Origin of the sequence: Paenibacillus agricola (assembly GCF_011440305.1) — a bacterium.
GTDB classification, from domain to species: Bacteria; Bacillota; Bacilli; order Paenibacillales; family NBRC-103111; genus Paenibacillus_S; species Paenibacillus_S agricola.
The window spans coordinates 645094-671250 of the sequence record NZ_JAAOIW010000003.1 but is presented as its reverse complement, the minus strand read 5'-3'; the positions used below and the strand labels follow the sequence as shown (position 1 = coordinate 671250).

Genomic DNA, 26157 nt, shown 5'->3' with positions numbered 1-26157 from the left:
ACAATGGCTAATTCAAAAGTAATCGTAGTTGGTGGGGGCTTAGCTGGTTTAATGGCTGTTATTAAAGCCGCAGAAGCAGGTGTCCATGTTAATTTGTTTTCACTGGTTCCAGTAAAACGCTCACACTCTGTCTGTGCTCAAGGTGGAATTAATGGCGCCGTTAATACAAAAGGCGAAGGCGATTCCACCTGGGAACATTTTGACGATACGGTGTATGGAGGCGACTTCCTTGCTAACCAGCCACCTGTTAAAGCGATGTGTGATGCCGCACCAGGCGTTATCCATCTTATGGACCGTATGGGTGTTATGTTCAATCGTACACCTGAGGGCTTGCTAGATTTCCGCCGTTTTGGTGGTACGCAATATCACCGTACAGCCTTTGCTGGAGCCACAACAGGCCAGCAATTATTATACGCATTGGATGAGCAGGTACGCCGCTGGGAAACCGCCGGTCTTGTAACTAAATATGAGCATTATGAGTTTGTTGGCGCGATCCTTGATGATGACGGCGTATGCCGTGGTGTTACCGCGCAGGATCTGCGTACGATGGAAATGATCTCCTTCCCTGCCGATGCCGTTATTCTGGCAACAGGCGGTCCTGGGATTATCTTCGGTAAATCGACCAACTCGGTTATCAATACAGGTACAGCCGCAAGTGCTGCTTACCAGCAGGGCGTTTATTACGCGAATGGCGAATTTATCCAAATTCATCCGACCGCGATCCCGGGTGATGATAAGCTTCGTTTGATGTCCGAGTCAGCACGAGGTGAAGGCGGACGTATTTGGACCTATAAAGACGGCAAGCCTTGGTACTTCCTTGAAGAAAAATATCCGGCATACGGCAACTTGGTTCCTCGTGATATTGCAACGCGGGAAATATTCGCAGTATGTGTGGATGAAAAGCTGGGTATTAATGGAGAGAACATGGTTTATCTCGATCTTTCCCATAAGGATCCTAAGGAATTGGATGTTAAGCTAGGCGGAATTATTGAAATTTACGAAAAATTTATGGGTGATGACCCCCGTAAAATTCCAATGAAAATATTCCCTGCCGTTCATTATTCCATGGGCGGAATGTGGGTTGACTTCAACCAAATGACGAACATCCCAGGCTTGTTCGCCTGTGGCGAGTGCGAGTATCAATACCATGGCGCCAACCGTCTAGGTGCGAACTCGCTATTATCCGCTATTTATGGCGGTATGATTACGGGGCCTAAGGCGATTGAATATATTAAGGGCTTAGCCAAGCATTCCGAGGATATTTCTTCCACTTTGTATGAGAATGATTTGAAGAAGCAAAAGGATAAGTATGAAGGCTTGTTGAAAATGGACGGTACGGAAAATGCCTACGTCCTGCACAAAGAGTTGGGCGAATGGATGACCAATAACATGACGGTTGTACGTTACAACAAGAAGCTTGAAGAAACCTTGGCTAAGATCAACGAGCTGAAGGAACGCTACAAGAATATCAGCATGACCGATACCGCTCGATGGAATAACCAAGGCGTAGCATTTACCCGTCAGCTTTGGAATATGATTGAGCTCTCCCATGCAATGACATTAGGTGCGCTTATGCGTGATGAAAGCCGCGGCGCCCATTACAAGCCTGAGTTTACCGAGCGTAATGATGAGCGCTTCCTGAAAACAACAAAAGCCAAATGGACACCTAACGGTCCTACCATAGAATATGAAGATGTCGATGTATCCTTAATCGAGCCTCGTAAACGGGATTACTCAACCGATAAGAAGAAGGGAGCGAGCTAATCATGGCTGAAACGAATACTGCGGGTAAAAAGGTTAAATTCGTTATTACCCGTCAGGATTCCCCTGAAAGCAAGTCCTATACAGAGGAATTCGAGATCCCTTACCGTCCTAATATGAATGTGATTAGTGCATTGATGGAGGTTCAGAGAAATCCGACCAATGCTGTGGGCACTAAAACAACTCCGGTATGCTGGGATTCCAACTGCTTGGAGGAAGTATGCGGTGCATGTTCGATGGTGATCAATGGCAAGCCGCGCCAAGCTTGTACGGCGCTTATTGATAAGCTGGAGCAGCCTGTACGCATCGCTCCAATGAGCACGTTCCCTGTCGTGCGGGACCTTGTAGTTAACCGCGAGCGGATGTTTAATGCGCTGAAGAAGGTTAAAGCGTGGATCCCAATTGACGGAACGTATGACCTTGGTCCAGGACCCCGTATGGCAGAGAGCAAGCGCCAATGGGCCTATGAGCTATCCAAATGCATGACCTGTGGCGTATGTCTGGAATCGTGTCCCAATGTAAACGATAAAACCTCGTTTATTGGTCCTGCCGCCATATCCCAGGTTCGATTGTTCAATGCCCACCCGACAGGTGAAATGAACGCTGATGAGCGTCTGGATACCTTGATGGAGGACGGCGGCATCGAAGGCTGTGGTAATTCACAGAACTGTGTGCGCTCGTGCCCGAAAGGCATTCCGCTTACGACTTCAATCGCAGCAATGAACAGGGATACAACGAAGCATTTGTTTAAAAAATGGTTAGGGATGTAAGGACTTAAGCAAATCCAAGCAGATCTAAGAGAGACCGCACTTCCTGAAAATGGCCTCTAGTCGAATATAAAGAACCTTCAATTCCACTTGAATCGTGGAATTGAAGGTTCTTCGCATTTATACCGACAATGCTTAAGGTCTATTAGGAAGTGTGCTACTTGGTAATCTACTCTGAAGAATGTCCTAGCTCCTCGCGGTGCAGCAGAAATTGCTTGCCATATTCCCCATGGGGATGAATGCTGGCATTTTCCATTTGAATCGTAGAGTGGGCGATCCCATACTGCTTCTGCAGGGTTTCATTAATAGCGAGGATGATGCAGAACGGTTGGATCTTGTCATCAATAAACACATGGGCGGTCAGCGAATAATGGTCGGAGGAAATGGCCCATAGGTGCATTTCATGAACATCCTCTACACCTTCGACGGTTCTAATCGCTGCACGGATTTCATCCAAATTAAAATGTGGGGGAACAGATTCCATCAATATCATGTACGAGGCCTTAATAATTTTCATTCCGCCCAGAAAGATAATGGTTCCAATGATCATACTGATCAGTGGATCCAACCACTGCTGGTTTGTGAAATAGATGAGTACCGCAGAAATAATAACGCCAATCGAGCTTAATAAATCACCGATAAAGTGCCATAAGGCGCTCTGGATGTTAAGATTTTCTTCCTCCTTCATACTGCGGCTCAGCACGATAGTAAGCACAATATTGACAACCAGGCCAATGGAGGCAATGACAATCATCAGCTTGAAGTCAATGGGCTCTGGATGGATGAAGCGGCGAATTCCTTCAACAAAAATCCCGATAGCAATGATCGCTAAAGCCAATCCATTCAGAAAAGAAGCGATAATTTCAAACCGCAAATAACCAAAGGTAAACCGGGCATTCGGTGGATGTGTCGCCAAATAGATGGCAATCATGCTAAGCCCCAGAGCGAGTACATCGGAGATCATATGGGCAGAATCCGATAAAAGTGCAAGCGAATTAGAAAGCAGCCCTCCGATAATTTCAACAATAGTGAAAAATAAGGTCAAGAGAAGGGTGATCCATAAAGTCCTTTTGGATTTGGATTGCTCCTTCACATGTCGTAGATGATGGTAATCATACATATAATCACTCTCTTTCGCTTTCAAATATGTTATGGTTGGATTATACGTCAAGGTCGATATTTTGGCAAATAGTTTAAATGATACTGATTATCAGCCTTATGATAGCGATTATCAGTATTGTGATAAGGTTTATCATTGATTTACTCCTATTTACGAGATAATTCTCTATTTTTATATGAGGAAAAGCTCGGAATATAGTTAAAGCAATTAATAATTAATAGCGCTTTCAAAATTGTTACATAACTGAAATATTGCTGTTATGGTTTTAACATGTTTATGAGGTATTATAATAACCAAGACCCCCTTTTTAATATAAACACTTTAAGAACCGCCCCGTTGGCGGTTCTCTTTTTTTGTCCAGACGACAAATAACCCTTATAGAGCAAGGGTTTACGGGGTGTAGGCGCTAAAGTAAATGGTTTTTTTGAGGACGTTGGAAGGATATTGGAAGGAAACCTAAGAAATCGAGGTTTTAAAGTGTGTGAAAAGATGAATTATAATGCTATTCGTGTTCCTTTTGATCATTGTCCTCATCCAGATCAAGTAGCCTTTCCATGGTAAGGTGAGAATATAGGTCTAGCGTGATTTGAATACTGGAATGACCTAATAGCTCTTGTAGGATGATATACAGTACCTATAACTTAGTTATTCAGGTTTATAATATAGATTTGTCTTTTAGTGATATACGAGAGTTCATTGATTGGTATCATTATTTTCGTTAAGAGTTATACTTTGTGGATTAAGTTAATATAATTGAAAAAAAGGAAAATGACGGAAAATGTCGAATTTTTAAAAGTATTCTTTTATATTTGAGGAGCATTGATAGCTATGTATCTTTCCGAAGTAAGAATTAGAAACTTTAGAAAATTTGGTGAAAAAGCCGATGCCAGTCCAGGATTGGTTTTATTTTTAAATAAAGGTTTGAATGTTCTTATAGGGGAAAATGATGCTGGAAAAACTACAGTAATAGATGCAATTAAAACAGTTTTGTTAACGCAAAGCAGAGAGTATACGAGATTAGAAATAGAAGATTTTCATGGTACATCCAATGAGTTGAAGATTGAGTGTATCTTTAAGGGTTTTACTGTAAATCAAGCTAAAGATTTTTTAGAATGGATAGGAATAGATAACGATAAGGGATATTCTCTTAGAGTGTTTTTAAGTGCAAGAAAAGACGTCAAGGGAAAAATTTTTATAGATGATATCCATGCAGGTAATGACACTGAAGGACAAATACTTCATAGTAAAGCTCGCGATTTATTAAGAACGATTTACCTTAAGCCTTTAAGGGACGCAGAAAATGAACTTGCTGCGAAGAGAAATTCAAGGTTATCTCAAATTCTATACTCACATCCAGCGTTTTCCGATGGGGATGAGCACGAATTAGTAAGGATTATAAAGAAAGCCAATTTAGATATCGAAAAATACTTTGAATACGAAGAAATGACTAAGGATGAAAAAAAGGTTTTGCAATCGATTAACTCATTTTTGGCGAAATTTTCAGACAATAAAAACATTTTAAAATCAAATATAGAGTTAGCTCAAGTTGGACTAAAAACAATATTAGAAAAGATCGATTTACTATTACTAAATGTAAAATCAGGGCTTGGTTCGCTCAATCAACTGTATATAGCGGCGGAACTTTTACTTTTGAGGATTGAGAAAAAAGAAGGCATCAATTTGGCTTTAATTGAAGAGATTGAAGCCCATTTACACCCTCAGGCTCAGATAAGAGTTATTAATTATTTGCAGGAACTGAGTGAAGATGTGAAGTCTCCTATGCAAATACTTCTTTCAACTCATAGCGTAACATTAGCTTCAAGTATAAAGTTGAAGAACCTAATCATTTTTACAGAGGCAAACGCTTATTCTCTTGCAGAAGGGAACACGAAGTTACACAGTGGTGATTATAGATTTTTGGAAAGATTTTTAGATTCTACTAAAGCAAATTTGTTTTTTGCAAAGGGAATCATAATTGTTGAGGGTGATGCTGAAAATTTATTATTGCCAACGTTGGCTGCAAAGCTAAATAAACCCTTCGCTAAACATGGGGTTTCAATTGTTAATGTTGGTAGTACTGCCTTGTTAAGATATTCTAAAGTTTTTTTGAGGAGCTCCGCACCAGATATGAAATTGCCAGTGGCGATTCTTACTGATTGCGATGAGAAGGTTTCAGAAATTGTTGATAGTTCTATAAAAATGATTTCTGACAGAAATTCTATTGCAAAAAACTTAGATAAAAGGTTGAAATACAGTGCTGCAAATGTGATAGCTTATGTTTCTCCTGAATGGACTCTTGAATTTGATATGGCTTGTAGTTGTTTGAAAAATGAATTATATGCGGCAATCTTAATGGCAAGAGATTACACCAATCAAGACAAAGCTTTAACAGAAGATAGAAAGATTAAGGAAATTAAAAACTTGGATGACTACTTATCAGACGCTGAAATTAAACTAGCTGAGTGGGAGATGTATGATAAGTTTACACTCGCTTCAAATATAGTTAAAGACGTAGTTCTCAAAAAGAATATTTCCAAAACAGTAATAGCCCAATGCCTTTCGGAAATCTTAGAATATCGTGATTTTACAAATGAAGAAATTGAAGCTATTAAAAATGACACTTATCTAAAGTATTTAGTAGATGCAATAGATTATGTTACAGGAGATTAGCCAAATGAATAAATTCACTATTAGTGATGAAGATATACAATATGCTTCAGCTATTTTAAAAGTCAGTAGTTTTGATGACCAAAGGACTAAAGTAATCAAGTGCATGGAGAGTAAAGACATTGTCGCCTGCCCAGGCAGCGGAAAAACTACTGTGTTGCTTGCAAAATTAATGATATTAGCTAGAAAGCTGCCATTTGAAAACAATAAAGGAATATGTGTTATAACACATACGAATGTCGCCATTGATGAGATAAAAGAGCGGCTAGGAGATAAAGCTAATGAATTGCTTTCGTATCCTAATTACGTTGGAACTCTTCATTCATTTATTAGTAAGTTTTTAGGAACACCCGCTATGATTAAATATCATTCGAAGAGACCAACAAGAGTTTTTGAAAACGAAGATTTTAAAATGCGTTTAATTAAAAAAAGTAATGTGGTGTATCCTCCTTTTAAAGGTAGCAAATTAGCTGGTTATCTATACGCCAATACCGATAAAAAAACAAGAGATTCAAAAGACAAATTAAAAATTGCAAAAGCTAGAGAGGATATGCTTCGTTCATTTGAATTTGATTATACAGATAATATTATTAAGAAAGTGTCTTACAACAAAAGATCAAATGTATTTAGTGAGGCAACCGACTCATTTAAAGAATATAAAATGTTAATAGAAGAACTTTTAAATGATGGAATAACTTCTTACAATGAAATACAAGGTTTAGCAATAAAATATTTAAATGAGTTTGAAAAACAGCTTTCTGAGATTTTCGCGAGCCGTTTTTCTTTTGCATTTGTTGATGAAATGCAGGATACAAGTTTACTGCAATTGCAAATATTGAATAAGGTGTTTGATACAAATAAAGTCGTTTTCCAATGTTTTGGTGATCCTCAACAAACGATTTATGAATCGGAGGACAAAGGATGTGCTTGGCAGCCAATTGATCCTTTACTTATTAAAAATAGTCATAGAATAAGTCAAAGTATAGCAAATGTTGCGGATGTTGTGGCTCTTCATCCATATGGGATGCAAGGGAGAATACTTCCTGAGAACAACAAATGGGCTCCAATTATAATAACTTATAAAGCAGACGATGTTTCACATGTGCTAAAGACATATGCCAAGATTATCAGTAAATATAAAATGGACGAAAACGACCAAGCAGTTTTTAAAGCTGTAGGCATGGTTAAAACTAAACCCACAGGGCTATCAATTACAAGTTACTACCCCGAGTTTCAAAAGGAAGAAGGTAAAAGGAAGATTAACAATGATTTTTCTAATCTCCAAAATTATCTAATCAAGATTCAAGAAGAAATAGTTAAGAAAGAAGGAACGAAGGTTTATTACAATCGATTCATTCTTGCTTTTTTAAAGGTGTTAAGAATAAAAGATATTAAGACTACAGACGGTCGATATTTTTCGAAGAATTCTCTCATTAAATATTTACGAGAAAACGATGAAAAGCTGTACAGAGTAACTCACAGATATTTTGTAAGGACAATAGCAAGAATAGAACAAGAAAAATCAGTATTAATGAGTTTTAAATACATGATACATATAATGTTAGATCGATTGTTTCAAGATAAAATTGATCTAATTGCAGATGACTTTATTAACGGGTCTTCTGTTCAAGTGCCTATAGTCCACAAAAATGTTGGACAAGAAAATACTTATGTATATAACGATATAGGCATAGAAATTAATAGCGTCCACGGGGTTAAAGGACAAACCCATACTGCAACCTTATACTTAGAGACCTTCTACTTTTCAAAAACTACTGGAAGCATAATTGATTATTTGAATGGAGGAAGTAAAGCGAACTTAGAATCATATGAGGAAAAACACTTGCGAGTCGCATATGTTGCCATGACGAGACCAACGGACTTGTTGTGTATTGTGATGGATGATGAAGTATATTTACAGAATAAAGCCAATTTAAATCAATTAGGATGGGTTCATCATTCTGATGTATTGTCATAGTATAATAAATCTTTTAAATGACTTTGAATTGCCAAAAGGAGTCTAGGGGTTGTGGACTCTTCCTTCAAAATGATAATAAAAGCCGGATACTATTAAATGGGTTCGGCTTTTCGCGCGGCTTGTTGATAGACTTATAATTAAGGCTTGCTGAGCAAATAAAAAAATGAACTGTAGCAAGGATTTAGACGTTGAATATTTACTGGTGAAAAGGCTATCAGTTGCGTAAGAAAAAATCACATGCAGAAAATAAGAAAGCAATTGAATCAAATTAAATAACAGTATATTTATCGGTCGAAATGGCATCTATGAATACAAAGACCCTCATCTTCATAAATCCCTCAAACCCTTGTCACACCCACAATGCTTTATGCCATGTATGATAAGGGAAAATGCCAGAAGTTGTTGAAAAGATAGCATCATTGATAATCAGGCCAAATTAAATAATGGTGATAGTTTGGGATAATATTTCAAAGGGGTCAAGTGACATGTTTAATTTAGAAATTGAAGATAATATAAAATTAACACTCGAAGTATCTGAAAACTATCTAAAAAATATCATTGATGAACGCAATGATGTCAAAAACTACAAAATGGTAATTCTTACACTACACAATGCACTAGAATTAACATTTAAATTTTTGTTGCAGTCGAGAGATGGCTTTATGATTTATGAAATGCAAGACAGTAATTCTTTTCATAACGTTATAAAGACCTATAAAAGAATTCATAAACAGAGTAAATTTACAACTGAAAAAATGCTACCAGAAAGTGAATTACATACGGTTTCATTTACTAAAGCTTATGAAATATTAGCTTATCTTTATAACGTAGATGGATTTGATGAAAAATTTATTTTTAAATTAAAGAGGTTGAATACATTACGTAATGGATTGACTCATTTTAAAGCCAGAATAGAACATACTGATATATTAGTTTTATATAATCTTTATGAAGAATGTGTTGATTTATACAATTCCGAAATAGATAACGACAGACATAGTCTTAGAAAACTTATCAATGTAGACTATAATTATAATAGATTTATACCAAATCAAGATTTAGCATATGAGTTTCCAAATGCAATTGAAGAAATCAAAATGAAGTTGTTGGATGAACCTATTATTAAAGAACTTATTGGTTTTTTAATAAAAAAATTGGATTGTGTGAATTCAGATATAGATTTAAATGATTACGAAAAATTACTCGAATTTTTCTTAGGAAAAGAGAAACGCGGTATTAATATAGTATCTAAGGATAACTATAAATCACTTGGTTTTACAGAATCAGAGTTTGAGAAAGTTCTGAGAGAAAGCAAAGAACAAGAAAAAAAAGCTAATAAGAGAGAAGCTAGAATAAGGACGACAATATACAATGAATCTGATAAAAAGGATTCTTTTGAAGAATTTGTTGTAAGGGCTATTTTTATGTTGTTAGAGTCAGATTTCATATATAGCAGGACATACTATCAGAGATATGAAAGTTTTGATCATGATTTAATGGGAGGATTAAGTTTAACAGTTGGTTGTAAGGATCTTATTCTAAAAAAATGGAATTATGACAGTGATTTGATTTGTAAAGCATTTGACCTATCCCAAGAGGAATACTACAGATTATTAAAATTTCAAGGGGATCATGATCATTTAGATTCGTTTGATGACACGCTTATTGATTATCCAGATGACGAGCTGTAGGCTCTGCCAAAATAGTATTCAGAAGCACGTAAAAACACAATGAATTTTATGAAAATATAAAACATCACTGTTTAATATCTAATCCTTTTATCGTTATGAAGAGGGTCTAATCCTTATGCCGCTCGAGCTATAAGATACCAGCCATTAAATGATTTGGTAGGATTTCTGGTAGGAAATGAGCGATTCGGCTTTCTGCGGCGCACTGAAAATGAAATCACTTCATTTTCATAAAAACGCCCAAACCCTTGCCACACAAGGCTTTACGCCTCGACTTTCCTTATAGCTCATCGCTCAAAAAATCACCAAAATCTCGGAACCTACGTCCCGTTGGCGGTTCTCTTTTTTTTGTTTGGACGTCTGAGAACCCTTATACCATAAAAAGGGGCGTTGACAAGCATCAGGACTGGTGGCATTATATATCATGCTGAAGGTGCTACTGTGTTGATATTCGATTTCAATGACCAGCCTCATTCGTAGGCTGGTCTATTATGCGCTTGGCAGGGCATCGACTAAGGAGTGAAACGCTCCAAATCTCGTGTCGTGAAAGAAGCTGTATTTATTACTATAGGAGGTTTTCATTTGGCTGGATATTTTGGGTATGAACAAAAAATAACGATATGTACATGATGAGATTCTTGAAAATGCGAACGCTCAAATCGAAGATTATTTTAATGTTTATCTTGACCGCTAGTATTGTGTTGGTTATTCAGGTAGGGGTTTTTCAGAATTGGATCAGCACAATCTATATGGAACAATCGGATGCATATTTTCGCGAAACGGTACATCAGATAGGTAAACGTGTGGATCTTCAAGTGGAAAAGTCCGACAATATGATGCAGATCATTACAGGTAACCAAGTACTGAAAAATTATTTAAAGGACCTCAAATATGATTCCATTAACTACAATGTTGCCAAATATTTGATCACTCGGGAAGTATTAAGGCATACGAATCTCGAAATGATCGACAATATATATATTTATCCTGTCAATCATGAGCCCATTAGCAGTTATTATTCGGGGCCGACCTTGGATAATCATTTAGATATGAATGATCTTCCAGATTCGACAAGTCCTAATGACAAAGTCGAAAGAATGGCTTTGAAGACAAATCCGTTTCAGCTTACTATCTTGATATCCATACATGATGAGGAAGAGAGACTGGGTTTGTTAAGAATCGATCTTAATGAAACCTTTTTAAGCAGAATCTTGGATGAGGTAAAGCTGGGAAATGAAGGAGAGGTTTATATTGTTGGTAATAATACCGTTATTTTTGCGAAAGACCGCGACCTGATTGCAAAGCCCGTATCGGTAATAAACCAGACTGCCGGTTCAACGGTAAAGCATTCCTTATATAATAAAAATTGGGAACTGATAGGCATCGTCCCCAATACGGAGATTATGAACCATATTAATAGGTTTAACCGTATTTTTTTTCTCATGGTTATTTTGATTTTGCTGGCTATTTTGGTTTTTGCACTGGCTACAGCCCGGCTAATTTTTCGACCGTTAAAGATGATCATGAAAGGAATGGAGAGTATACAGCAAGGGAATTTGAATATTATATTGGAAAATAACAAGAATGATGAATTTGGCACTATTATACATAGTTTTAATTCAATGGCGGATAGAGTGAAATCTTTAATCGAAACGATTTACCACCAGCAAGTTCATTACCGAAAGGCGGAGATTCTGAGCTTGCAAGCAAAACTGAATCCCCATTTCTTATACAATACATTGGATATGATCTATTGGATGCTGATTTTAAAAGACGAGGAAGAAATAGGGGAGTCTGTTGTAGCTCTCTCGAGTATTTTGCGCTATTCGATTTCACATAACAACGAATTTGTGACGGTAAGGGAAGAAATGGATCAATTGGAAAACTATTTAAAGATACAAAGAATGCGCTTCCAAGATAAGTTTCAATTTACTTTTGAAATACAAGAAAATGTAAGGGAGTTAAGAATTCCAAAACTGATTATACAGCCGTTGGTGGAAAATTCCTTTAAGTATGCGTTCCAAGATTTGAAGCGCAGCGGGTCTATTATTATCCGCAGTTATGCGGAAAACGATCAATTGTTTTTTGAAGTAGCTGACAATGGGGTAGGGATGTCCGAAGACAAAATCTGGTCTATTTTTAGTTCATTGGAAAACCAAAACAAAAAAGGCGGAATCGGCATTCAATTAGTACATCAAAGAATGAAGTATATTTATGGGGAAGGGTATGGTATATCTAACGTTGAAAGCGTTCTCGAAAAAGGGACGAAGGTAACAGTGAAACTTCGGAAAAAAGCTGAGATCAACGCGGAAGAGCTATTAAGCGAATAAAAGGGGGATTTTTACAATGCTTAAAATCTTAATCGTGGATGATGAAATAACAGTTTTAAAGGGCTTGAATAAGATATTGTCCAAACATTGTCCTGACTATGAAATCGTAAATATGGTGCAAAGTCCGCATGAAGCGCTGAGAATATTGACAGAAAAAGCGGTTGATGTTGTGATTACCGATGTCAAGATGCCTGATATGGATGGAATTGAGTTAACAAAAAGAATCCGTGCTCAGTATCCTGATACAACGGTCGTTGTGCTAAGCGGCCATTCTGATTTTGAATTCGTCAGACAAACTTTGAAAAATGGTGCGCATGATTATTTGTTGAAGCCCTGCCATTACCAGACTGTAGTAGATCTTCTTCGTACCCTTGAGGATAACGTGAAGCATAAAGAGAAAAAAACACTGGAGTCCAATAAAAAAAAAGTTTTGGAAGCTGTTATATCGGGAAAGCAGGAATTGTCTGAAGAATGGGCTGTCTATGCTCATTTGCAGATGATTATTATTAAAATTAAAGACTATAAGGATCCGTTGCTTGAAGAACAACTGAAGAAAGAATTTGTAAATAGGAATGGGGATAACGAATTTCTGGAAATGGTAACCTTTGATGATATTATCGTCGTGCTTTTTCAAAATTCAATTGACATAGCAACAGTCAGACAAAGGGTATTTCCTAATATTTGTAAAAGTGGATTTCGTCTCTGTATGGCCATGCATCGTTTTATGAACGGTCCCAAATGCTTACAAGATGCTTATAACACCTGTATGCAAATGATTGAGTTTTTAGAATTTAACGTGCTATCCATCTTTATGGATATGGAGATGTATCTCGAATTCGTCGAACGCCAAAAGAAGTATGCATTAAATAATTACTTTTCCAACCAGATACTGTTGAAGCATATGATGAACGGCAATCTCCAGATGGCGCAGCAATATCTCTCAACAAATCTGAATCAGTTGTATCTTCTCGATGTATATGTTGATCCTGTCCGTATAAGGAAAGAAACGCTGAGAGAATTGATTTCACTGGAACAACACTTAAAGGATCACGGTATCGATATCGAACAACATTTTGGACGGCAAGATGATTATTTACGTGAATTGAAGGAACTGAAAACATACCGGCTTTTATTAAATTGGTTCAAAAAGTTCGTAATGGGGATCATTATGAAGACGGAAGAAGGTAATTATATGCCTTTTTACATTCATGCGGCTATCAAATATATAAATACACATTATATGGAAGATATTACTTTAAAAATGATTTCGGAGGAGGTATATGTAAATCCTTGGTATTTCAGTACTCAGCTGAAAAAACATACGGGTTTATCCTTTAGCGAATATGTAAATCAAGCAAGAGTTCGAAAAGCGAAAGAGTTTTTAAAACAAAAGGACTTGAAAGTATACCAAGTGGCGGAAATGGTCGGATTTCAAGATGCGGCCTACTTCAGTACCGTGTTCAAAAGCATTGAGGACATAACTCCGAAGGAGTATCAAAAAATGATTTAAAAACAAGTCCCAATATTTTTAGAAGAAATCAAATATTCACAAAATTCAAAAACCGATTGGGATGCTATACTTCATTTAGCCCAATACGAGGAGGAGTGTTAATGAGAAAAAGGCAAATGAATACGCTTTTAAGTTTATTTTTGTCATCAGTTTTGTTACTGACAGCCTGTACGGATGCGGTGGCGCCGCAAAATCCAACTGCTACAGATAAGAATGAGCCAAGCGGCACCGCAAGGATGACCGATGCCGGAACGCCTAGAAACGAAACGTTAATTGTGGATATCCTTAACGGCCGCCAAGCCGATCCGCAATCGATGAACCCGTACATGCCAGGCTCAGTTCACACATCAGCCGGCTTGCATCAATTGATGCAGTCTCATTTGTGGGAGATCGATACAGTAAAAGGTGATCAAATCCCCAATTTAGCGGCAACGATGCCGGAACCGTTGGACAATACGAATACCAAATTTAAATTTAAGGTCCAGGAGGGCTTAGCTTGGTCGGACGGCGTGGAATTCACGGCCAAGGATATCGAATTCACTTCAGATTTGATTATGAAAACAAAAGAGTTCGGGTTTAACGGATTTTACACAAGCTTGGTGAAAACAATGAAAGCGCTTGATAATTACACCATTGAGGTGGAAACCGTCAAGCCGGAAACGAGATTGGCTCAAAAATTGGGCGTTGTTATTTACGGTAACTCTTTTAAGATTCTTCCTAAGCATATTTGGGAAAAGGAAGATCCGACCAAATTTAAATTTTCAAACCCGATTGGCGTCGGACCGTACAAGTTGAAAGATCGCGATCCGCAAGGTTACTGGTTCCTGTATGAGAAAAGGGAAGACTGGAAGAAAAGCGATGTCGGCAAACTTGCAGGAGAGCCGATACCGAAGTACATTCTGTTCAAGTCCTATGGTCCGGAAGAGAAGCGCATAATCGCGGCAATCCAACATGATATGGACGTGCTGCAGGATATTACGCCGGAGAGCTGGGATATTTTAAGAAAGAAAAACGAATTTGCAAGAGCTTGGTATAAAAACTTCCCGTATGCGACAATGGATGATCCTTGTCAGCGCGGAATGTCCTTCAACGTCTCGAAGGCGCCTTACAACAATCCAGATGTCCGTTGGGCATTAGCACTGGCGACCGATATCAAGAATGTGTCGATGGCTACCTTCGGCGGGATGTTGAGAGTATCGCCGATTCAGGTGCCTCCTATTTCGGTACTGCAAAAGAATTACCACAAACCGATGGTGGACTGGTTGAAAAACTTCGAAATCAGCGGCGGTTATAAACCGTTCGAAGAAAGCTATGGCAAAGACATGGTCGAGATGCTGAAGCAACAAGGAATCAAGGATTTGCCGGCAAACAATCAGCTGGTTGATACATTTGGAATCGGCTGGTGGAAATACGATACCAATAAAGCGAGCGAATTGCTGACAAAGAACGGATTTACAAAGAAAGGGGATAAGTGGTTTAAGCCGGATGGTTCTCCGTGGCAAATGACCATTAACGCTCCCGCTAACTTTGAAATCCAATCCATGAGGCTCGCCTTCGCTGTTGCGGATACATGGAGAAAATTCGGTATTGATGTAAATGTTCAACAAATGGATTCAGCTACTTTCGGGACTAGTGAATCCACTGGCGCTTTTGAAGTAGGATCGTATTGGCCTTCTTGCGGATTGTTGCCGGATACGACAGTTCAAATGCAAACTTGGCATAAACAGTATGTCGTCGAAAACGGCAAGCAAGCACCCGGAAATCGAAACCGTTGGGCGAACGACCGTGTAAGCCAATTGCTGGATGATTTGCAGGGAATGAAAAGCAACGATCCTGCTGTCATTAAAAACATTACCGAAATCAACAAAGAATTTGTAAAAGAATTACCGTTTATCCCGATGTTCGGTACATCGAAATTCGTACCTGTCGATACGTACTATTGGGAAGGGTTCCAAACCTCGGAAAACGCTTACGAGGGGCCATGGTGGTGGTGGTCACAGTTTAAGTATTACTTGCCTCACCTGAAGCCTACTGGGAAAAAATAGTCTGATTTGTCTGATGAGTCTCGCATGCCGGGCTGAACAAACCTGGTATGCGATTCTAAAAAGGGAGCGTATCCTATGGGATTTTACAAGTTTTTGTTAGGTAGAATAGCGACCTTTTTATTGGTTGTGTTAATCGGTATTACAACGGTGTTCTTCGTGCCGAGATTTATGCCGTCCGATCCGGTGGAAGCGATGATCGGACAAATGATGTCCAAATCGGCTTTTATGGAGCCGGAAGCGGTTGTAACGCTGCGCAAATCGTTAAATGAATCGTTCGGGCTGGAAGGGACTTTATGGGAGCAATATGTAGGATTTTTTAAGAGGGTCATTTTCACACAAGATTTTGGCCCTTCGCTTGCCATGTATCCTACACCGGTTAATCAACTGATCTCGAACGCATTGCCCTGGACGCTTGGGCTGCTACTTACTTCAACGGTGATTGCCTGGCTGATCGGCAACCTGGTCGGTCTGTTGGCAGGATTTCGAAAAGAAAAAGCATATTCAAAAGTGCTGGAAGGGGTATCGATGGTTCTATACCCGATTCCTTATTACATCCTGGCATTGATATTGATTATGCTGTTCTCGTATATATATCCCATATTTCCTCTTTCTACGACGGTCAAGGGAACAGGATTTACATGGGAGCATCTCCGTAGCTTGATCTACAACTCGCTGTTGCCGGCGATTTCCATGGTTTTAATCGGAACGGGCTGGTGGGTGATTAGTATGAAAACGCTGTCGGCGGGCATTGCCGAAGAGGATTACGTTCATTTTGCCCGTTTGAAAGGGTTGAAGGAAAGAACGATTATGACCAAGTATGTTCTGCCTAATGCGGCATTGCCTCAGATCACCATGTTGGCCTTGCAAATCGGCGCCGTATTCAACGGAGCCTTGATTACGGAAATTTTGTTCGGATATCCCGGCATTGGGATGCTGCTCTACGGGGGCATTTTGCAGGCGGATTACAACTTGATCATGGGGACCATTACCGTTTCCATCATTTCGGTAGCCGCTGCGACATTTTTTATCGATTTATTGTATCCGTTTATAGACCCTCGGGTGCGTTATAAGTAGGAAGGAAAGAGGGAGGATCGGCATGGCGTATTGGAACACACGGCTAAAGCTGGGAGTACTCATTTTAGGCATATTCCTGATCCTGGGGTTTATTGTACCGCTATTTGATTCTGGCAACCCTGTAGAATGGGGGAAATTTCCTAAGAACTTAAAGCCGGGCGCGGCGCATTGGCTTGGCACAACGAGCCTTGGGCAGGATACGTTTTGGCTAATTGCAAAGTCGATTCAAAATTCATTTATTATCGGGATAATCGTCGCCTTTTTCGCAACGCTGATCGGTGTGCTTGTTGGGCTTTGGGCCGGATTGAAAGGCGGGTTTCTCGACAGAATCATCACCTTGATGACGGATTCCTTTATCGTTATTCCCTCCTTGCCGATTTTGATTTTACTCGGCAGCTTGTCCAAAGGCAAAGCGTCTTTAATGTACATTGCGCTCGTGCTCATTATATTTAACTGGCCCTGGCCGGCGAGACAAATCCGCGCGATGGCGTTATCGCTGAGAGAACGTGAATTTATCGATACGGCGCGCTTTTCCGGGGAAGGCACGTTTAAAATTATAACGAAAGAAATATTCCCCTTTGTATCAGGATGGTCGCTTGCCAACTTTATTAATACCGTACTGGTTGCCATTACTGCGGAGTCGGGACTTGCCATCATCGGGATGTCGAGCAATGAAAGCGCGACCTTAGGAACGATGATTTATTGGGCAAACCAACATCAGGCCATGCTGGCCGGACACTGGTGGTGGATCGGTGCGCCGGTCGTCGCGAAAATGTTCATCTTTATCGCCCTGTTCTTGACTATGTCAGGATACCAAGAGTATTCCGCGTTAAGGAGGGGGAAGAAGCTTGCTGCAGCTAACTAATGTAAGCGCACAGTACAAGACGGTGTCGGGAACCGTGAAAGCCGTGGATCGTGTTGATTTTACCGTTGAAAAGGACGAAATTTTCGGGATAGCCGGGGAGTCGGGCTGCGGAAAGTCCACCTTACTGAAGGTTATGTACGATCTGATCAGCTACCCGCTGGAAATTTCGGAAGGCTCCGTGCGGATTCAAACCAAAGATAAAAACGGCTCTCCAGTAACTTTGTCCAATGGGGAAATCCATCAGAGCTGGTGGAAAGCAATTTCTTACGTCCCGCAGGGCGCCATGCATGTCATGAATCCGGTGACAAGAATCCGAAGCCAATTTTTTGACGCCATCAACAAATATCATGATAAAACAGACAAGAAGGCATTGGAACAGGAAATCATCCGGTATTTAAAAGAACTGGAGCTGCCCCCTGAAGTGCTGAAAGCTTATCCGCACCAGCTGAGCGGAGGCATGAGACAGCGGGTCCTCATAGCGCTAGCCACGTTCTTGAATCCGGAAATTGTATTGGCGGACGAACCGACAACCGCTCTGGACGTTGTTGTGCAAAGAGGCATATTGACGATGCTGTCCAGGGTACAGAAAAAGATGAAAAACTCGATGGTTATCGTATCGCATGATATGGGAGTTCATTATCAAATTACGAACCGATTGGGCATTATGTATGCCGGACAGATGATCGAAATCGGCCCGACCGAGCAAATTTTTAGCAACCCGCAACATCCATACACGAAGATGCTTATTAGCGCTCTGCCTAAGGTAGGGGATAACAGCCAGAAGGAAGGAATTCCGGGCACACCGCCCAGTTTGAGGAATCCTCCTGGTGGCTGCCGGTTTGCCGCAAGATGTCCGCTTGCTGAAGAACGTTGCCGGACGCATGAACCGGTTCCCGTATCTGTGGGTCCCAGACATGTTGCCAGCTGCCACTTGCTCTAGTAAGCCAACCGGAAAGGAAGTAAAATATGGCGCATCCTATACTCGAAATTAATAACGTTTCGCGGAATTTTAAAATAGGCGGTATGTTGCTCGGAACCAAAATAAAAGCAATCGATGAGGTCAGTCTCACCTTGCCGGGCGACAAGCCTCAGATCATGAGCATCGTGGGGGAATCTGGCTGCGGCAAAACAACGTTGGCGAGGATGATCCTGCGCTTGTTGGATCCGTCGTCGGGTGACATCATGATTGATGGCGTTCCATTATCGTATTACAGTAAGCGGAAAAACAGGAAAGAGTTTTTTAAAATAGTACAGCCTATTTTTCAAAATCCGTTCACTTCTTTCAGCATGAGGAAGACAGTAGACACATATTTGTTTGAAACGGCGTTAAACCTGGATGTGGCCAAAACGAGAAAGGAAGCAAAAACCGTAGTTGCCGATGTCTTGAAGTCGGTCGGTCTTGAGATCGATCAAGTGCTGGGCAAATACCCCAATCAGTTCTCCGGCGGTGAATTACAGCGGATATCCATTGCGCGGGCCCTCATCTCAAGGCCTCGGTTAATAGTAGCGGATGAACCAGTAGCTATGATAGATGCATCCCTTAGAATGAACATCGTTAATTTATTTAAAAAGCTAAAGGATGAATATAATGTAAACTTTGTTTATATTACTCATGACCTGTCTACCGCTTACTATGTAAGCGACTACATCGCGACCATGTACCGAGGCAATTTGATTGAATTTGGAAACGCCAAAAATATATTGACCCATCCTGCGCATCCATATACAGAACTGCTGCTGGACTCGATTCCTAAAGTAGGGGAAAAGTGGGATCAGGAATCCTCTCTTCCCGACTTAGAGTCGAAAGAGTATGGCTTGAAGGGGTGTAAATTTGCAACACGTTGCCCTCATGTTAAAGAAGTATGCCGTAGCTCCATTCCTGAGATGGTCCTAATCCATCAAGAGCACTCGGTTCTATGTTTGAAACACAATGATTACAAAACGGGCATTCCTAAGCAACTCGACAAGAGCGGCTTCGATTCAAATAATCAATTAAGCGTTTAGAAGATTTCATAATAGAAGGGATGAAGCATATGTCAGGATTTGACGGATTAGGAATGGGTTTAGGAAACTTATCAAGATTATCTAAAGCGAAAACACGTTCCATCAGTGCTGAGAATTTTACCGGAGAAAAAGGGAAAGGCGGAATGGCCACAGAGGGAACAGGCGCCGCATGCGCGATTGATTTGGGGCAAGGCTGGAAAATTTCCCCTTCCGTTGTCATCGCAGGAAAATCCGTCTTTACAATGGCGGATATTGCAGGACCTGGAGTGATCCAACATATTTGGTTGACCTGCCACCCGAAGGCTTGGCGGTACTTTATTTTCAATATTTATTGGGATAATGAGAACGAGCCTTCGGTAAAAGTACCGGTAGGGGACTTTTTCTGTAATGGCTGGTGCGAGCGGAGCAACGTCAATTCGGTTCCGGTAGCAGTCAATCCGGCAGGCGGCTTTAACAGCTACTGGGAGATGCCTTTCCGTAAAGCGGCCAAAATTACGATGGAAAATATATCGGATGAGGATGTCGTACTATATTATCAAGTAGATTATACTTTAACCGATGTCCCGAATGATGCGGCCTACTTCCATGCGCAGTACCGCCGCAGTAGCCCTCTTCAATACAAGGAAGTACATACGATCTTAGATGGAGTAAAAGGACAAGGACATTATGTAGGTACTTATTTGGCCTGGCAGGTGAACAACAACAAATGGTTCGGAGAAGGGGAAATTAAGTTTTTTATGGATGGGGATAAAGAATTCCCGACGATATGCGGTACAGGAACGGAAGATTATTTTGGAGGGGCATGGAACTGGGATCAGGACGGACAATATGTCACGTATTCTACTGCATTCCTAGGTATGCACCAAGCCATTAAAGCGGATGGCTTATATCAGGCGAATCAAAGGTTCGGGATGTACCGTTGGCATATTATGGATCCGATTCGTTTCGAAGATGATTTGCGTGTAACGATTCAAGCATTGGGCTGGCGCTCAGGAAGAAGATATCTTCCGTTAAAAGACGATATCGCTTCTGTGGCGTTTTGGTATCAGTCCGAGCCGCATCAATCCTATCCGCAATTTCCAAGTAAGGATGATTTGGAAGTTATTTAATTAACAGCCAGAAATCATCAAAATTCTGAGACCTTAGCCCTGTTGGCGGGTCTCTTTTTTTGTATTGCTACACGAAAAATAGAGGGAGTCCAACATGTTAAAGGAAAAAATTATGCATGGTTGCTGCTTTCGGGTTTGTCCAGTCCTATTACCAGAATGATATCTCCGAATATTTAGGTGTAGGAAGAGCTTTTCATGGTTTAACGTGGTCTACAAATATCATCATTTCTGCACTATGCGCACCCATCGGTGGCTTATTAGTAGATAAATACGGCTACAAAAAGGTCATGTTATTCACAGGGATAACGGGTAACATCGATATTTTAACCATGTTATACGCAAACACTTCGGTAGGTTATTTTATTGGCTGTTACTTATTATTGGTTTGGGCTCCATTCTTTTTATACTCTTTTTTGTCCGTACTAATGATGTAGAGCATGCTGCTAAGGCAGAATCTAATTCTAGTGATACGCCCATAAAAAAGAACGGAAGCTGTTGGAGAATGCAAGAGAGTGGTCTCCAAATTTCATTCGATATTGTAAAAAATCCAACAATTGTAGTTGTAATGATTGCTTGTTTACATGTGGCTTTAATATGGGGATAGTTGAGAGACATTTCATTGCCATTCAGCAGGTTTCACATGTACACGAAACTGTATTTGCTTCATCTCTGAGTTTACTCGGTTTGCTCGAGATCGTGGGGGGGATTATTTTTCTCATTCCTGATTGATCGTATAAACAGGTTGTTAGCATTGCGATCCTGTACTTCATGGCAGCTTTACGTTATATATCAGAATCTGGATTAGGAAAAATACTACTAAAAAAAGCGCAGCCAAAAAAGAGCCTTCCGTAGAAACTCAACGACCTCATGTACTTCTATTAGATGAGGCAGAATGATGCTTACATCCAAATGCAATACGAGAATCATGTAAATGTAAGGTTCTTTATGATTTACCTCAAACAGGAAATTGGCAAGTGATGGTAACCACTCTCATTCCCCGGCTTTTATTGATTTAACAAGTGACAATAAAACAATTATTCGTGTTGAGCGTGGTATAGATGGTCAGATAAATGGAACAACTCTTTATCGACCTGAAAAAGCGAAATTAGATGATGATGATAAAGCACTTTTGAAGCTATTGAATTTGAATATATGCGATCCTTATGTTGCGGAATTCTTTTTTGGCTTTTTGGAGGACGGATTGTGATAGTTGAAGGTGATACTCCACAGGCAGCGATGCGGTCAGATCAGTATATGAATTCAAAATTAGCAATAAAACTGGAAGGAAAATTGGAAGGAAATGAGCTGCTCGACATTCCGCGCGCATTGAAAATAAAAGGGCTCCATTTTCGAAAATTGCTCTAAACCTTTATTATACAAGGGCATAGAGCAAGCTTTTCTTTACTTCTCAGCCCATTAAAACTCATTAAATTTCGGAGACCTCCGCCCCGTTGGCGGTTCTCTTTTTTTTGTCCGGACGACAAATAATACTGAGAAAGCCTTGATACATATTCTGGCATGTCCATTTCGCCGAAAGACCCTAAGGTATCCATTCTTCCTTTAGGTAACCCGACAACGGCAGCCCCTTTATCAAAGATAGAAATATTTTTGATTATGTTTATAGTCGATTCATCGAAATTCACTTCGGGCCACTCCAGCGCCAGCAACTCCCCACGTCTAAACCCACCTATTAAGCTGCCTAAGAAGTATAAGCGCCAACCGATTGGTTCTTCGTATAAAGCCTAAATTAACAATTCGGCTTCTTTGTCATCATAAAAATCCGCTTTGTTTCTCTCAGCGGTAATCAACCTTGGAGGAAGTGCTCGTTGAGGGAGATATCACGCTACAGGATTGAACCAAATCGAAGTTGGTAATGGACTGATTGCAAGGGTACCTTATGTTTCTTGAAAAACATGTGGAATGAAAAATGAAGAAATTAGTAAATATATATTGACCTATTGACCACGTACATAGGTACAGGGTTTAAACTGCATATGAGGTGATACAAATGCATCTTCATGTTGGAGAACTGGCTGAAAAATGTAGCGTTAACAAAGAAACCATTCGATATTATGAACGAATAGGTTTAATTTCAAAACCTATTCGTTCAGATTCTGGATACCGAATTTATTCAGAACTAACTGTTGACCGTTTAAATTTTATTAAACGAATGCAAGAATTGGGATTTACACTAAAAGAAATTATTGAATTTACAGATGTTTTCGGTCGCGAAGAAACAAGGTGCCAAGATATATATGATATCACGGTTAAAAAGTTAGGAGCCGTACAATGTAAGCTTCAATATCTCAAAAGAATTGAACAAATGCTTGTAGATCTAAAAGAAAGATGCCCCGAAAACAAGGCTATTTGTAGTTGTCCCATTATTGAAGAATTAATGAAAAAATAAGAAGGTGACCAGCATGAGGCCGTATCTACGCAACTATGAACTTGTGGTTCGGTTAAACATAAAAAGGGGAACCCTTACGCATTGGATTAAGTATTTTCAGGAATTTTTGCCTATTGATAAACAAGGAGATGTGAAGTGTTATGGTTATGAGGCTATAAATGTTTTATTGAGGATTAAAACCCTCCGTGAACAGTTATATTCAAAACCATCAATTAGGGAGATTTTAATTAACGAGGGTTATCCTATATTCACCAAAAATCCCGATAACTCATAACTGAACGCAATCTTTGGAACATGCTTGCAAGCTAACCAAAAATATGGGTGGATTTCCTCATAAATTAAGGTTTGAAAGCAGTTTGTTAAAAAATACCATGTAGAGCAGGAAATGCTTCCTTACCTTAATCCCAAACGTTTTCGTTCCTTGTGGGGGAAATGGAAGCCTTCAGAGGCTGGATTGAAAGTTAGCAAAGCTTCGGTGAAAGCCGCGACCAATATAATGAAATGTTCCTGTGGATCCGAAATGCTTCTACGAAAAAGCAAAGAAGGTAAGAAGCTTTGGGGGTGTTCACAGTTCCAGGCATGCAGATAAACGAAGTCGAAGTCAGTATAACTCATATAAGCTATAAGCCCTCATCCTTCGCGATCGAGGTTTTTTTGTCTAAAGGCAGATAACTGTGTATAATAAGAATTTGGATGAATTGGAATAGAAAGGAATGCGATGTTTAATGGGAGCATTTTCAATTTACGCAGCTATTATTCAAATATTGACTTTGGCATTCTGGGTTTTTATTATCTATGCAGCGGTAACGTTAGTAAAGAACTCTAACGAAAACAAAAAAAGATTAGAAGGCATTGAACTGGAGCTTCGTAAAATCAACCTTCGTCTTGAGAATGATTCTAATCATGGATAGGCCAGGGCAGTTTTCATTATCAAAATATACTATCGAGTTCGATCTAATTTATAGGTGGTGATTAAATGACCAGTTCTATGAGTGATCTGTTGATGATGATGTGGACCATCATCATCATCATTGCTATGGGGTTATTTTTTAATATTGTATTCGTGCGACAAAAATTCACCATTGCTATGTTACGTCTTATAGTTAAAGAGATGGGATTAAAAACTCCAATAGATACCGAGCTACGAAAATTTATAGCCCAAGGAGAAAGAAAGAAATCAATAAAAATACGTTTAGACCTCCCAAATTATTATCACAACAGTCATATCATTGGATACACACATGAAAAGCCCTCATCCTTTGGGATCAGGGGCTTTTTGTTGCTTTTGCTGAACTCAAGTGTTCGCTGAAGCGCTCTTGTCTTTAACATTTATTGATTTCTTATAATTTAGATAACGTATAATTGAAATAGGTAAATTTGTGGCTCCTATAAATATTCCACAGAATAACGGTATAAGCTGTTGGAAAGAAGGTGGCTTAACTCCATCTCCCACTGGTCCAACTTTTGGTTGGTTGGCATCCCATAAGCCATACAAAATGGCGCATATAGGGAATATTAGCGTAAATGATGAGATAACTATATAGAAAGCATACCTATTCACTATATTACCTCCATACAATGTTTTATAATCTCCATCTAATACGTACGTATTTTATCTGTTAAATGTTTCTTTATTACTCGATCCCATTAACCTCCCATGCATACGAGCATATTACAGAATGATCATTAAAGGTCAGGAAACTTTTCCTTACCATCATCCCAAGCGTTGCGAATATAAAAGCCTTCCTTAACTTCGGGACGCGGGCTCTTTTTGATTTCTTCAGTGGATTTCACCTATTATAGGCAATTGCCGTGTTCCTTAAAGAGATGTCTCCATAGACTGATGTCGTAAGCTATTCACAATATCGAGGAGTGGTAATCGGAAATGTCTTTTACTCATCAACAAATGCCTATGTATACCCAGGATCACGCAACATACTGGAAGCAAATGCATGATTGGCACATGAAAATGCACCATTATCATGATCAGTTACGGGCGTTTCATTTGGAAAGAGCGAAACATTTTCAAGGGTTAATGGGAGGGACTACTCACCATGCTAGTCCTCGCCCGGAAGGTGTAGCCTGAGGGAAGTGCATCACTTGGAGTCAGGCCTTGACTTGGAAAAACACTGAATGAGACAATGTTGCCCTCATTGTATATAAATACAGAAATGCCCTCTTCCTTCGGGACGCGGGCTTTTTTTGATACACACCAAACATGACTAAAGTCAATTGATGCTGAAAAATGTCGAAAAATGATCGAAATATTACTAAATTAGTGAACTTCTTCATCTACAATAGGTCGTTAGAATTGTTTATAATGAAGATAGCTTAATTAAGTATCCTAAAGTCTGTAGGCCAATCATGTTTAAGGGAGATGGCTAGAATTCAAAACGATATTTTTTTTACTGAACTAAGAAAATTAAGTTATAATGATGATATGAGATACAAACGTCTGATCTTTGGTATCAAACGAATTTTGGAAAACAAAAAAAACAAAAAAAGTATATTCCGAACAAAGGTGAAAACCCAACCAAAATGGGATTGACTTTGATTAGGCGGACGCCTTCCATAGACACCTTCCTAGAGTTAATGTAAGGCAGTGTGTCTTTTTTTTTATTTTTCTATTAGAGAGGAGATTATATGGGCAACAACAATTTATGCCCTTACTGTGGGTTTTTAAAGCCCGTGATTCATTTGATTTGTGAATCTTGCACAGAGGAATATAAAGCTATACGTTTCTATATAGAGAAACAACCTTTATCAAACATGATGGAAATATCTACTTCAACAAAAATTTCACTAAAAAAAATCAGAATGTTTATTAAAGAA

Annotated in this window: 22 protein-coding genes; 20 read left to right on the top strand and 2 right to left on the bottom strand. The window is 39.5% G+C overall.

Annotation, left to right across the window (positions count from 1 at the left end; all coding sequences use genetic code 11):
• Window positions 1-3: 3 nt before the first annotated feature.
• Together sdhA and sdhB are read left to right on the top strand one after the other, a co-directional pair.
• Window positions 4-1764 carry a succinate dehydrogenase flavoprotein subunit gene (sdhA, locus tag G9U52_RS11030; protein ID WP_166149283.1) on the top strand — a complete coding sequence of 587 codons (1761 nt, stop codon included), beginning with the start codon at window positions 4-6 and terminating at the stop codon, window positions 1762-1764.
• A gap of 2 nt (window positions 1765-1766) precedes the next feature.
• Window positions 1767-2531, top strand: coding sequence for a succinate dehydrogenase iron-sulfur subunit (sdhB, locus tag G9U52_RS11025; RefSeq protein WP_166149281.1), 765 nt, complete (start codon window positions 1767-1769; stop codon window positions 2529-2531).
• 166 nt (window positions 2532-2697) lie between these two features.
• Here the strand turns inward: sdhB and G9U52_RS11020 are convergent, their stop codons facing one another.
• Window positions 2698-3648 (bottom strand): cation diffusion facilitator family transporter, encoded by a 951-nt coding sequence (locus G9U52_RS11020; RefSeq protein ID WP_166149279.1) that lies wholly within the window; start codon window positions 3646-3648, stop codon window positions 2698-2700.
• An 828-nt stretch (window positions 3649-4476) separates the two neighbouring features.
• Here G9U52_RS11020 and G9U52_RS11015 point away from each other — a divergent pair.
• The 14 genes from G9U52_RS11015 (at window position 4477) to G9U52_RS39230 (ending at window position 22283) form a co-directional block, all read left to right on the top strand.
• On the top strand, window positions 4477-6318 hold the full coding sequence (locus G9U52_RS11015) for an ATP-dependent nuclease (RefSeq protein ID WP_166149277.1): 1842 nt from the start codon (window positions 4477-4479) through the stop codon (window positions 6316-6318).
• A gap of 4 nt (window positions 6319-6322) precedes the next feature.
• A complete protein-coding gene (locus G9U52_RS11010) occupies window positions 6323-8293 on the top strand; it encodes a UvrD-helicase domain-containing protein (protein WP_166149275.1) in 1971 nt (656 codons plus the stop codon).
• A gap of 485 nt (window positions 8294-8778) precedes the next feature.
• Window positions 8779-9984 (top strand): hypothetical protein, encoded by a 1206-nt coding sequence (locus tag G9U52_RS11005; RefSeq protein WP_166149273.1) that lies wholly within the window; start codon window positions 8779-8781, stop codon window positions 9982-9984.
• Window positions 9985-10607: 623 nt separating this feature from the next.
• On the top strand, window positions 10608-12311 hold the full coding sequence (locus tag G9U52_RS11000) for a sensor histidine kinase (RefSeq protein ID WP_207952892.1): 1704 nt from the start codon (window positions 10608-10610) through the stop codon (window positions 12309-12311).
• 16 nt (window positions 12312-12327) lie between these two features.
• Window positions 12328-13821, top strand: a complete 1494-nt coding sequence (locus G9U52_RS10995; protein WP_166149269.1) for a response regulator — start codon at window positions 12328-12330, stop codon at window positions 13819-13821.
• A 101-nt stretch (window positions 13822-13922) separates the two neighbouring features.
• Window positions 13923-15866, top strand: a complete 1944-nt coding sequence (locus G9U52_RS10990) for an ABC transporter substrate-binding protein (RefSeq protein WP_166149267.1) — start codon at window positions 13923-13925, stop codon at window positions 15864-15866.
• Window positions 15867-15941: 75 nt separating this feature from the next.
• On the top strand, window positions 15942-16940 hold the full coding sequence (locus G9U52_RS10985) for an ABC transporter permease (RefSeq protein ID WP_166149265.1): 999 nt from the start codon (window positions 15942-15944) through the stop codon (window positions 16938-16940).
• A gap of 22 nt (window positions 16941-16962) precedes the next feature.
• On the top strand, window positions 16963-17805 hold the full coding sequence (locus G9U52_RS10980; RefSeq protein WP_166149263.1) for an ABC transporter permease: 843 nt from the start codon (window positions 16963-16965) through the stop codon (window positions 17803-17805).
• On the top strand, window positions 17789-18745 hold the full coding sequence (locus tag G9U52_RS10975; protein WP_166149261.1) for an ABC transporter ATP-binding protein: 957 nt from the start codon (window positions 17789-17791) through the stop codon (window positions 18743-18745). The genes G9U52_RS10980 and G9U52_RS10975 overlap by 17 nt, the downstream gene beginning before the upstream one ends.
• A 26-nt stretch (window positions 18746-18771) precedes the next feature.
• On the top strand, window positions 18772-19809 hold the full coding sequence (locus tag G9U52_RS10970) for an ABC transporter ATP-binding protein (protein WP_166149259.1): 1038 nt from the start codon (window positions 18772-18774) through the stop codon (window positions 19807-19809).
• A 20-nt stretch (window positions 19810-19829) separates the two neighbouring features.
• Window positions 19830-20918 carry a glycoside hydrolase family 172 protein gene (locus G9U52_RS10965; protein ID WP_243767257.1) on the top strand — a complete coding sequence of 363 codons (1089 nt, stop codon included), beginning with the start codon at window positions 19830-19832 and terminating at the stop codon, window positions 20916-20918.
• 116 nt (window positions 20919-21034) lie between these two features.
• The gene (locus tag G9U52_RS10960) at window positions 21035-21352 is read left to right on the top strand and encodes a hypothetical protein (protein ID WP_166149255.1); all 318 of its coding nucleotides are present in this window, start codon (window positions 21035-21037) and stop codon (window positions 21350-21352) included.
• A gap of 533 nt (window positions 21353-21885) precedes the next feature.
• On the top strand, window positions 21886-22125 hold the full coding sequence (locus G9U52_RS10955; RefSeq protein WP_207952891.1) for a hypothetical protein: 240 nt from the start codon (window positions 21886-21888) through the stop codon (window positions 22123-22125).
• Window positions 22122-22283 (top strand): hypothetical protein, encoded by a 162-nt coding sequence (locus G9U52_RS39230; RefSeq protein WP_207952890.1) that lies wholly within the window; start codon window positions 22122-22124, stop codon window positions 22281-22283. Before G9U52_RS10955 ends, G9U52_RS39230 begins: the two co-directional genes overlap by 4 nt.
• Here the strand turns inward: G9U52_RS39230 and G9U52_RS10950 are convergent.
• Window positions 22280-22561, bottom strand: a complete 282-nt coding sequence (locus tag G9U52_RS10950) for a hypothetical protein (protein ID WP_166149253.1) — start codon at window positions 22559-22561, stop codon at window positions 22280-22282. The two genes, G9U52_RS39230 and G9U52_RS10950, sit on opposite strands and share 4 nt — an antisense overlap.
• A gap of 365 nt (window positions 22562-22926) precedes the next feature.
• On the opposite strand from G9U52_RS10950, the gene merR reads away from it, so the two are divergent.
• The 4 genes from merR to G9U52_RS10930 all read left to right on the top strand — a co-directional run bounded on the left by merR (window position 22927) and on the right by G9U52_RS10930 (window position 24634).
• Window positions 22927-23325 (top strand): mercury resistance transcriptional regulator MerR, encoded by a 399-nt coding sequence (gene merR, locus G9U52_RS10945; protein ID WP_166149251.1) that lies wholly within the window; start codon window positions 22927-22929, stop codon window positions 23323-23325.
• A gap of 13 nt (window positions 23326-23338) precedes the next feature.
• Window positions 23339-23599 (top strand): MerR family transcriptional regulator, encoded by a 261-nt coding sequence (locus G9U52_RS41660; protein WP_166149249.1) that lies wholly within the window; start codon window positions 23339-23341, stop codon window positions 23597-23599.
• Between the two features lie 451 nt (window positions 23600-24050).
• Window positions 24051-24236: a hypothetical protein gene (locus G9U52_RS10935; RefSeq protein WP_166149247.1), complete on the top strand. Its 186-nt coding sequence runs from the start codon at window positions 24051-24053 to the stop codon at window positions 24234-24236.
• 65 nt (window positions 24237-24301) lie between these two features.
• Window positions 24302-24634 (top strand): hypothetical protein, encoded by a 333-nt coding sequence (locus G9U52_RS10930; RefSeq protein ID WP_166149245.1) that lies wholly within the window; start codon window positions 24302-24304, stop codon window positions 24632-24634.
• Window positions 24635-26157: the final 1523 nt, after the last annotated feature.